This window comes from Alcanivorax sp. HI0044 (genome assembly GCF_001634945.1).
Map to the genome: position 1 here is coordinate 1 of NZ_LWEZ01000158.1, position 9582 is coordinate 9582.

Below are 9582 nucleotides of genomic sequence, written 5' to 3' on the forward strand. Positions count from 1 at the left end.
CTGACGGCCATCCGCTTACGTGAAACCGCCGCCGGGCAAATGGAGCCGGTGGCTATCGATATCGACAACTTCGTTAACCGAGAAGGCCCCTTGTTTGGCAGGGTGGCGGGGCAGGCGGAACAGTCGCTGCCCGGCCCGGCGAGCACTCTCACCGGCGCCATTTCTGTGACCGGACGCATGGCGGACCTGGTCAGCCTGAATGATGGCAGCGGGCGTTACCTGATGGCCTGGTCGCCGTGTCGGCTGCAGGACGGGGCGGTATTGCGCCCCTGCACCGACGAATACTTGCAGCAGGGATTGCCGGAAGCCGAGCCGGCTTTCGGGCTGTGGATTCTGAATCCATCAGAAGGAACGCAGTTGCCGGTGGTGCAGCCTCAGCAGGGGCTATGGGTGACTGAGCTTGCTGTGGCCACGGCCAGTCGCATGGCCACTGTGGTGCCGGAGTCGGATCGGGACGATGCGTTGGCCGATGCCAATATGGCACGTATCGATATCCGCAGCGTGTACGACCTGGACGGCGGTTTTTCCGATTTCATGAACCCGGGGCTGCCGGGCATCAACTCGATTGCCGATTTCAGTGATCCGGCCCAGGTCACGCCGGACCAGCGACGGGTGCGCTTCCTGCGCATCACCAAAGGCGTGCTGATCCCCAACGAAGACGTACGCGATATCAGCGGCGCCCAGTTTGGTCGGTCAGCCAACTTCGGCATGCGTGAAATCGTCGGTTATGTGCCGGTGGAGCCGGATGGTTCCGTGCGAGCCCGGGTGCCGGCAGATGCGCCGCTGGGCCTGCAGCTGGTAGATGCCGACGGCAAGGCCGTGTTCAGCCGCCATGGCGCCTGGTTGAACCTGCGCCCCGGGGAAACACTGCAATGTCAGGGTTGCCACCGAACCAACAATCCACAGCCCCATGGGCGCACCGATGGCATGGCGCCATCGATCAATGACGGCGCCCCGGTCACTGGCCAACCGTTCCCCAACAGCCGTGCCGATGTGGTGCCGTTTGCCGATGCCGGGGAAACCATGGCCCAGGCCCTGGCCCGTTTCCTGCCGGACAGTGAATGGCCGGCCATCAACATGCAGGCCTTTGACGCCTGGAGCGATCCGGCCCCGGATCCGGCCGATGAGTTATTACTCAGCTATGATGATCTGGAGACCCCGGCACCCGCCACAGCGGCCTGCCAGATTCAGTGGCAACCGGAGTGCCGGACGGTGATTCACTATGAAGACCATATTCAGCCGATCTGGGATCTGCCCCGGATGGTTGATGTGGGGGGCAGTATGGAAGATGGCACCTGTTCGTCGTGCCACAACCGTCGCGATGACATGAATGCCCTGCAAGTGCCGCCTGCCCAGCTGGAACTCACCGGTGAGGCGTCACCGGATCAGCAGGAACAGCCCACCAGCTACCGGGAATTGTTGTTCAATGATAACGAGCTGGTGCTGGAAGACGGCGCGCTGGTGGATAACCTGGTCATCGTCACCGATGGTGAAGGCAGTGTGGTTTACCAAACCGATGAAGACGGCGAGTTGATTCTGGATAACAATGACAACCCGATTCCCGTCACGCAGACCGTGAACGTGTCCGCCACCCTGCGGGTCGGGCAGGCACGTAACTCCGGCGGTTTCTTTGATCGCTTCGCTGCCGGCGGTGTGCACGAAGGCTGGCTGAGTGCGGCGGAGCAACGTCTGCTTGCCGAATGGATCGATCTGGGGGCGCAGCTGTATAACGACCCCTTCCGGGTGCCGGAAAACTGAGCGGGCTTTCCCGCGCCCTGACATGTATTGGAAAGGAGACGCACCCGGTGCGCCTTGTTGTAATTCTGTTATCACTGATGGCGGTGCTGCCGGCCTGGGCTGAGCCCGAAGCTGAGCCTGATGCCAAATCGGATATCGCTCCGCTGCGCGTCAAGGTGGCGGAGCCTTTTGTGGAAATCCACAGCGGCCCGGGTCGCGGTTATCCCGTGTTTCATGTGGTGGAGCGTGATGCGCCGCTGACCCTGGAATATCGCCGCGCCGGCTGGATCAAGGTCAGCACCGTGCGTGGTCGGGTGGGCTGGGTGCCCCGCGACGCGTTGCTGGCCACCCTGGATGGCAGCGAGCAAACCCCGGAGATGAAAAACCTGGGGCAGGAAGCATTCCAGGGCGGGCACTGGCAGGCGTCGGTGCTGATGGGCGAGCTGGATGAAGTTACCTCACTGGCGTTTGCACTGGGCTACCGGATGACGGAAAACCTGTCTGCGGAAGCCATGTTTACCCAGGCGAGCGGCCCCTTTGCCAACAACAAATTGATCGACATTAACTTGCAGCACGAGATGTTCCCGCGCTGGCGGGTCTCTCCCTATGTCATGCTGGGTACCGGGCGCGCCAAAATCGAGCCCCGGGCCACGGTGGTAACGCCGGAAAACCGTGACGAAAACTTTGCCTTCGCCGGTGCTGGCCTGAAAGCCTATCTGTCGCGGGGCTTTGTTCTGCGCGGCGAATACCGTAGCTATGTGCTGTTTACCCAGGAAGACGACAACCGGAATTTGGAAGAATGGAAACTCGGTTTCTCAGTATTGTTTTAACGGCATCCCTGCTGCTGCCACTGCAAAGCTTGGCGGCGGAACAAGAGGGTGACAACAAGGCCACCGTTCGGGATGCGGATGCGGAATCCGTGCTCGATCCGCGTATCGAGCGCCGCCATATCAAAGAGGCGGATATCGATGCGGAAAATTTCGAGATTGGCCTCTATACCGGCATCCTCTCCATTGAGGATTTCGGCAGTGACCCGGTGCTGGGCGTGCGGCTGGATTACCACCTCTCTGAGGATGTATTTCTGGAAGGCAGCCTGGGCCGCTCCAAGGCCGGGGAAACCAGTTTTGAAACCCTGAATGCGGGGGTTCAGCTGCTCACTGATGATGAGCGTGAATATACCTACTACCAAGTGGGCGTGGGCTACAACCTGCTGCCGGGCGAGGCGTTCCTGTCGGAAAACCGTGCCTACAACAATGCATTGTATTTAATGGGCGGAGCCGGCATGACGGACTTCGCCGGCGATGACCAGTTCACGCTGAGTCTGGGTGTGGGCTACCGTTTGCTGATTAATGACTGGATGGCGTTGCGGGTGGACATGAAAGATCACATCTTCAATCTGGACGTGCTGGGTGAAGACAAAACCACTCATAACCTGGAATTAACGGCAGGTATTGGTGTGTTTTTCTGATCATCGTTGATCGCTCTACGGTGCCGCCAGAGAAAGCGGAAGCGGAATAACAAAAGCAGGTAAATACAGTGAGGGGAAGCACAATGAAAAAATGGCTGTCGGGGGTGCTGTGTGGCGCGCTGTGCGTGTGGAGCCTGGGGGCGAGCGCGGATGTAACCGGCCAGGCGCCGGACTTTACCCTGAAATCCAGCAGCGGCGAGAACATCAAGCTCAGTGAGCTGCGCGGCACGGTGGTGCTGCTGAACTTCTGGGCGTCCTGGTGCGGCCCGTGCCGTACGGAAATGCCCTTGCTGGATGAGCTCTATCAGGAATACCGGGACTATGGCTTTACCATTCTTGGTGTGAACCTGGATGAAAACCGGGATCAGGCCAACCTGCTGCTGGATAAAATTCCCGTGAGCTTCCCGGTGCTGTTCGACCCGGCCAACGATACCAGTGAGACCTACCAGGTGGATGCCATGCCGACCACGGTGCTGATCGATCGCAATGGCAAGGTGCGCTATCACCACCGTGGCTACAAGGACGGCTATATGGATCACTACCGGACCGAGGTGAAGGAACTGGTGCTCGAATAATGCGACAGCGAATCCTGCCACAGACAGCGCTGATTTCCCTGTTGATTGCAGCCGCCCTGAGCAGCGGCTGTTCATCCGTGCAGCCCTGGCTCAAGCCTTACGAGCGTGCCCGGTTGGCCGATCCGGTGATGAACCCGGCGGCCAACCCGGCGGCAGATAACTACATGCACCATGTGCATCAGGCCCGTGAAGCCATGCGCGGTGCAGAAGGCAGTGCCGGTGGAGGCTGTGGATGCAACTGATGTGGGGGCTGCGAGTCGGGGGGCTTTGGCTGCTGACGGCCAGTGCGCTGGCAGCGGTATTGCCGGAGGATCGACTGGACATATTGCATCATCAATACGATGGCGGCGGCATGGAGATCAAGGGGCCGTCAGTGCTGGTGCGCAAGTCCTTTGCGGATAAAGTGTCGGTGCGTGCCAATTACTATGTGGACAAGGTGTCGGCGGCTTCCATTGATGTGGTGACCAGCGCCAGCCCTTATTCAGAAGAACGCACCGAAAAAAGTGTCGGCATTGATTACCTGGCGGGCAAAGCCATTTATTCACTGAGCTACGGCAACAGTGAAGAAAATGATTTTGAGGCCAACTCGGTGCATTTCGATATGAGTCAGGATTTTTTTGGTGACCTGACCACGTTGAGCCTGGGTTACTCAAAAGGGTGGGATGAAGTCTTCCGTACCGGTGACAACAGCTTTGCCGAGGAGGCGGACCGGCAACACTTTCGGATCGGCTTGAGTCAGGTGCTGACGAAAAACCTGATCGGTAGCATCGGCCATGAGTTGATTACCGATGAAGGCTACCTGAATAACCCTTACCGCTCTGTGCGTTACCTGACTTCCCCCAACAGCTACAGCTTTGAACCGGAGCGCTACCCCAATACCCGTACCAGTGAAGCCACGGCGATCCGGTTGTCGTATTACCTGCCATGGCGTGCTGGGTTGCACGGGGAATATCGACTTTATAGCGATTCCTGGGGCGTGGATGCCAATAGCTGGCAGCTTCAGCTCATTCAACCCATCGGCCAGCGCTGGACCGTGGAAACCCGCTACCGAAGCTATCAGCAGGGTGACGCGGATTTCTATGCGGATTTGTTCCCGTTTCAGAATGCCCAGAACTTTTTGGCCCGTGACAAGGAGCTGAGTGAGTTTTCGTCCACGGTGATCGGAATGGGGGTGGGTTTTCAGTTCAGCAAACCGAACTGGGGCACCATCGATAAAGCCGGCCTGCATCTATGGGTGGACCGCTTCAGCTTCGATTACGATAACTTCCGCGATATCCGGGTACAGACCACCCCCGGTACTGAGCCTTTATACAGCTTTGATGCCACCGTAACCCGGCTGCTGTTTACGCTCTGGTATTAGGTGCTGTCATGCAACACGCACTCCGCACCATGCGGGTTGGCCGTGTTGCATGATGCGTGCAGCGCGCAGCGTCTCTTACAGTGAATCCGTCAACAGGATCCCGAAGCTGTAACGGTTTTCGTAATCGTCGTAATTGATCAGCGAATCCCCGTAGCCAGAGAAAACCTGTACAAGCCCCTTGAAACGTTTGCTCAGGGGGAATGAGTAATTGATACGCCCCGCCCCTTTGTTATCTGAACGCAGGTTATTGCGCAGCATCAGCTCGATGACGTGATTGCCAAACGGGTGTGCCACTTCCAGCTCGAAATTCCCCATGTATTTCTCGATATCCGGGTTATCGTCGCCGCGAGTATCCGTGGGATCATCTTTTTTATCTTCGGGTATGCGATACCAGGGCTTGAAAGACCAGTAATAATCTCCTGTCTTGAACACATAGTTCATGAAGACGCGGTTCCAGCTGCGTGAAACAGGCACGTCCTGTCCGTTGGATTCGTGGTTGAACCCTATCGCCAGCAACTCGGAATCCAGCGGGCCGATCTGCCAGTCGATGGGCTTGGTAATGAACAGCTCGGGTTCGTAATTGGCTTCGCGGAACGGGGCAGAGAGCTCGCTGTTGTAGGCCTGCCAGTAGAAAGTGCCGGTGAATGCCATCCACAGGGTAATGTCATCCACGATCTTTTCCTTGATCGGGGCTTTCAGCGATAGCTGGAATTTTACCTCGGTGGGCTGTAGATCGCTGTCGTTCTTGGTGGGGTCGTTCCACTGCCGGTTGGACCAGTAGCTGTAGGGCAACAGGTAATTACGGCGATGGGGAGTAATGACGAAAGGATTGCCCTGGGTGGTATTTTCCAGTGCCAGCCTGGCTCGCAGCGCATCTTCGTGGGCGCTGATCTTGTCCTGCTCTTCGCCATTGGTACACCAGCCGCGCATTTCCTGCAGTGTCACCTTGCCGTTGGCGGTTTGGGCGCTGCGCAACAGACAGTCGTTGAGCTTTTGCTCTTCGGTCATGCTGGTGGGGGCGGTATCGGGGACCGGCGTGTCGCTATCGACGGACTCCTGTGCGAACAGCGGGGAGCTGGCCAGCGCCAGGGCGAAACAAAGCCGCTTATGCATAAAAGGCCTTCCTGTGGCGAAGAGTTATGAGTGGGACGCTACAGTGATTGAGCTTCCTCATCACCCATGGTGCGAGCTTGCTCTTCCAGCATGACAGGAATGCCATCGCGTACCGGGTAGGCCAGGCCACTGGCCTTGCACTTCAGTTCAGCCGACGTCTCATCGTAGATCAGCGGCGCTTTGCTCACCGGGCAAACCAGAATATCCAGCAAATTCGGATCGATCATTTCACTCTTCCTTAACAGGCCGTTAAACCGTAATTCCGCGAGTATACCGAAACCCGAGGGGGTTGAGAGGGCATCATAGGCATATCGGTACTCTTTTACGGTTGCCGGGAAAAGACCTTTAAAAAAAAGCAGTTAGCGGGCAAACGGTAGTTTCAAACGCTTGTTTGACTTGCGGGTCACAAATAGGGCTGGAGACGTGCTGGAGCCCTGACCTAAGATTAGCGTCCCAAGGAGTACTACAGAGACTCCCCCAACACTGGCGAGCCGCGGCCCGCCTCATTGTCACCGGTAATTTAAGGGAGATTTGAGATGCCGGATTACAAGGCTCCCCTGCGCGATATGCGCTTTGTACTGAATGAAGTGCTGGACCTGGATGGCCACTACGCCAGCCTGGGTCTGGAAGAGATCAACAGCGAACTGCTGAATGCTTTCCTGGAAGAAGGCGCCAAGTTCTCCGAAAACGAGCTGGCTCCCCTGAACCGTTCCGGTGATGAGGAAGGCTGTGGTTTCGATAATGGTGTGGTAACCACGCCGAAAGGCTTTAAAGAAGCCTATAGCAAATACGTGGAAGGCGGCTGGCCGGCCATGGGCGGCGACCCGGAATTCGGTGGCCAGGGCCTGCCCGGCTCTGCGGGTATCGCGATTTCTGAAATGACCGGTTCTGCCAACTGGTCCTGGAGCATGTACCCGGGCTTGTCCCACGGTGCGGTAGCGACCATCGAAGAGCATGGCACCGATGAGCAGAAGCAGGCTTACCTGCCCAAGCTGACCAGCGGTGAATGGACGGGCACCATGTGCCTGACCGAGCCAAGCTGTGGTTCCGACTTGGGTATCCTCAAGTCCAAGGCTGAGCCCAACGACGACGGCTCCTTCAGCATCACTGGCACCAAGATCTTCATCTCTGCCGGTGAGCACGATATGGCAGAGAATATCGTCCACATCGTTCTTGCTCGTCTGCCAGGTGCTCCCAAAGGCACCAAGGGCATTTCCCTGTTCATCGTGCCCAAGTTCCTCACCGATGGTAACGGCAGTGTGGGCGAGCGCAATGCGGTGACCTGTGGTTCCATCGAACACAAGATGGGCATCAAGGCGTCCGCTACCTGCGTAATGAACTTCGACGGTGCCAAGGGCTACCTGATCGGGCCGGAGAACAAGGGCCTGAACTGCATGTTCACCTTCATGAACTTTGCCCGTCTGGGCACGGCCATTCAGGGTGTTGCCCACGCTGAAATCGGTTTCCAGGGTGGTCTGACCTACGCCAAGGACCGTCTGGCCATGCGTAGCCTGTCCGGCCCGAAAAACCCGGAAGGCCCGGCGGATCCGATCATCGTTCACCCGGACGTACGTCGCATGCTGCTGACCTCCAAGTCCTTCGCGGAAGGTGGTCGTGCACTGGTTTACCTGTGTGCCCAGCTGGGTGACAAGGTGAAGCTGGAGAAAGACGAAGCCGCCCGTAAAGAAGCCGATGACCTGATGGCTCTGCTGACTCCGATCGCCAAGGCGTTCGTGACCGAAGCGGGCCTGGAAGCTGCTAACCACGGTGTACAGATCTACGGTGGCCACGGCTTTATCCGTGAGTGGGGCATGGAGCAGAACGTACGTGATGCCCGTATCTCCACCCTGTACGAAGGCACCACCGGCATCCAGGCACTGGATCTGCTGGGCCGCAAGGTGATGATGACTCAGGGTCAGGCCCTGCGTAACTTCACCAAGATCGTGCACCAGTTCTGTGAAGCCAATGGCGACAATGCGGACCTGAAAGAATTCCTGGAGCCGCTGGCCGGCTACAACAAGGAATGGGGCGAGCTGACTCAGGCCATCGGCATGCAGGCCATGCAGAACCCGGAATACGTGGGTGCCGCCTCTGTGGATTACCTGATGTACTCCGGCTACGTGACCCTGGCTTACCTGTGGGCCCGTATGGCTTCTGTGGCCCACGCCGCACTGGAATCCGGTGCCGGTGACGAGGACTTCTACAAGGCCAAGATCAGCACTGCACGCTTCTACTTCAAGCGTATCCTGCCGCGCGTGGCTGGCCATAAAGGCGCCATCGAAGGTGGTCTGGACTGCATGATGGATCTGGATGCTGATCACTTTGCATTCTGATCTTTCCTGTAGAGAAAAAAGCCCGCCTCTCATGGCGGGCTTTTTTTTGTTTCTTTTTTGGGTTCAGGGCAACGCGGAACGCGCCTGAGGTGGTTGGCGGGCTGATCGTTACTCCCGGTGTTTTTCCGCTATAGTGATGCACTTCAAAAAACGGGGTAACAAGGACGAAGGGGGAATACCCATGAAAAAAGGACTCGCACTGGTTGTGGTGCTGGTTGTACTGCCGGTAGTGGCATGGCTGGCGGCTACCTTTTATGTGGGCCTGCGGGTTGAGCAGGTGGTCCGCGATGAAGTCGCGAAGATGGAAATACTGCCGGGGCAGAAGGATATCTTGCTGGATGTGGTGCGTTACGAGCGGGGTCTGTTCTCCTCCAGCGCGCATACCTGCCTGATCATTCAGGGAGAGCTGGCGGCCATGCCGCAAGCGGCGGCGCTGTCCGGTCAGGTTTGTTCGTTAAGCACCATCCATCATGGCCCGCTGGCTTTCACCGATGAAGGGTTAAAGCTGGGCCTGGCCAGCACCCGGGAAGTACTGGACCTGTCGGCCTTGCCGCCGGAGGGCATGGCGCTGGTCGAGCAACTGTTTCAGGGCCAGGAGCCTCTCGTCGGAAACAGTTTCTTTGGCTTTGATGGCAGCGTCCGTATTCGGGTCGCGCTTGCCCCGGTCGATCTGGATTCGCCCATGGGCAAGGTCGTGCTGGAGCAGCTGCAGGTGGATGTGCATCGCCCGAATATTGAGGGCTACCCGGTGAACAGTTTTGTGACGCTCAAGGGGCTGAATATCAATGCACCACAGGGGCAAATGGCGATTGAATCGCTGACCGGCTCGGTGGATGTGGTGGATATGCTAGGCGACGCTCTGCCGCTGACCGACATGAACCTGCACGGCAAGGGGCTGGTATATGCGCAGAATGACCTGCCGCTGCTGGGGTTCGATTTTACCCTGCAGGGCAGCAGCCAGGATGACGGTGACACGCTGGCCGGTAAAAGTGGCTT

At 58.0% G+C, this 9582-nt stretch carries 10 protein-coding genes; 8 read left to right on the plus strand and 2 right to left on the minus strand.

Annotated features, from left to right (window positions below):
- From A3730_RS30865 to A3730_RS01900, 6 genes are all read left to right on the plus strand, one after another.
- On the plus strand, positions 1–1758 hold a 1758-nt coding region (locus A3730_RS30865), incomplete at its 5' end, for a hypothetical protein (RefSeq protein WP_063537361.1).
- Positions 1759–1805: 47 nt separating this feature from the next.
- Positions 1806–2567, plus strand: coding sequence for an outer membrane beta-barrel protein (locus tag A3730_RS01880; protein ID WP_063519369.1), 762 nt, complete (start codon positions 1806–1808; stop codon positions 2565–2567).
- A complete protein-coding gene (locus A3730_RS01885; protein WP_063519368.1) occupies positions 2537–3205 on the plus strand; it encodes an outer membrane beta-barrel domain-containing protein in 669 nt (222 codons plus the stop codon). The genes A3730_RS01880 and A3730_RS01885 overlap by 31 nt, the downstream gene beginning before the upstream one ends.
- Positions 3206–3288: 83 nt before the next feature.
- Positions 3289–3780 (plus strand): TlpA disulfide reductase family protein, encoded by a 492-nt coding sequence (locus A3730_RS01890; protein ID WP_063519367.1) that lies wholly within the window; start codon positions 3289–3291, stop codon positions 3778–3780.
- Positions 3780–4022, plus strand: a complete 243-nt coding sequence (locus A3730_RS01895) for a DUF4266 domain-containing protein (protein WP_063519366.1) — start codon at positions 3780–3782, stop codon at positions 4020–4022. Before A3730_RS01890 ends, A3730_RS01895 begins: the two co-directional genes overlap by 1 nt.
- Complete coding sequence (locus tag A3730_RS01900; RefSeq protein WP_063519365.1) at positions 4013–5140, plus strand: DUF3570 domain-containing protein; 1128 nt, start codon at positions 4013–4015, stop codon at positions 5138–5140. The genes A3730_RS01895 and A3730_RS01900 overlap by 10 nt, the downstream gene beginning before the upstream one ends.
- A 75-nt stretch (positions 5141–5215) precedes the next feature.
- Here the strand turns inward: A3730_RS01900 and A3730_RS01905 are convergent, their stop codons facing one another.
- A complete protein-coding gene (locus tag A3730_RS01905; protein ID WP_063537363.1) occupies positions 5216–6253 on the minus strand; it encodes a phospholipase A in 1038 nt (345 codons plus the stop codon).
- A 38-nt stretch (positions 6254–6291) separates the two neighbouring features.
- On the minus strand, positions 6292–6480 hold the full coding sequence (locus tag A3730_RS01910; protein ID WP_197468580.1) for a Trm112 family protein: 189 nt from the start codon (positions 6478–6480) through the stop codon (positions 6292–6294).
- A gap of 309 nt (positions 6481–6789) precedes the next feature.
- On the opposite strand from A3730_RS01910, the gene A3730_RS01915 reads away from it, so the two are divergent.
- On the plus strand, positions 6790–8586 hold the full coding sequence (locus A3730_RS01915) for an acyl-CoA dehydrogenase C-terminal domain-containing protein (protein ID WP_063519363.1): 1797 nt from the start codon (positions 6790–6792) through the stop codon (positions 8584–8586).
- Between the two features lie 181 nt (positions 8587–8767).
- Positions 8768–9582 (plus strand): DUF945 family protein (locus A3730_RS01920; RefSeq protein ID WP_231883807.1); only part of this gene is annotated, 815 nt, incomplete at its 3' end.

Bases quoted from the DNA above. Each gene is read 5' to 3' on its own strand.
- A3730_RS01885 (WP_063519368.1), top strand. From the start codon at position 2,537: ATGGAAACTCGGTTTCTCAGTATTGTTTTAACGGCATCCCTGCTGCTG.
- A3730_RS01910 (WP_197468580.1), bottom strand. From the start codon at position 6,480: ATGATCGATCCGAATTTGCTGGATATTCTGGTTTGCCCGGTGAGCAAA.
- A3730_RS01900 (WP_063519365.1), top strand. From the start codon at position 4,013: ATGCAACTGATGTGGGGGCTGCGAGTCGGGGGGCTTTGGCTGCTGACG.
- A3730_RS01905 (WP_063537363.1), bottom strand. From the start codon at position 6,253: ATGCATAAGCGGCTTTGTTTCGCCCTGGCGCTGGCCAGCTCCCCGCTG.
- A3730_RS01895 (WP_063519366.1), top strand. From the start codon at position 3,780: ATGCGACAGCGAATCCTGCCACAGACAGCGCTGATTTCCCTGTTGATT.
- A3730_RS01915 (WP_063519363.1), top strand. From the start codon at position 6,790: ATGCCGGATTACAAGGCTCCCCTGCGCGATATGCGCTTTGTACTGAAT.
- A3730_RS01890 (WP_063519367.1), top strand. From the start codon at position 3,289: ATGAAAAAATGGCTGTCGGGGGTGCTGTGTGGCGCGCTGTGCGTGTGG.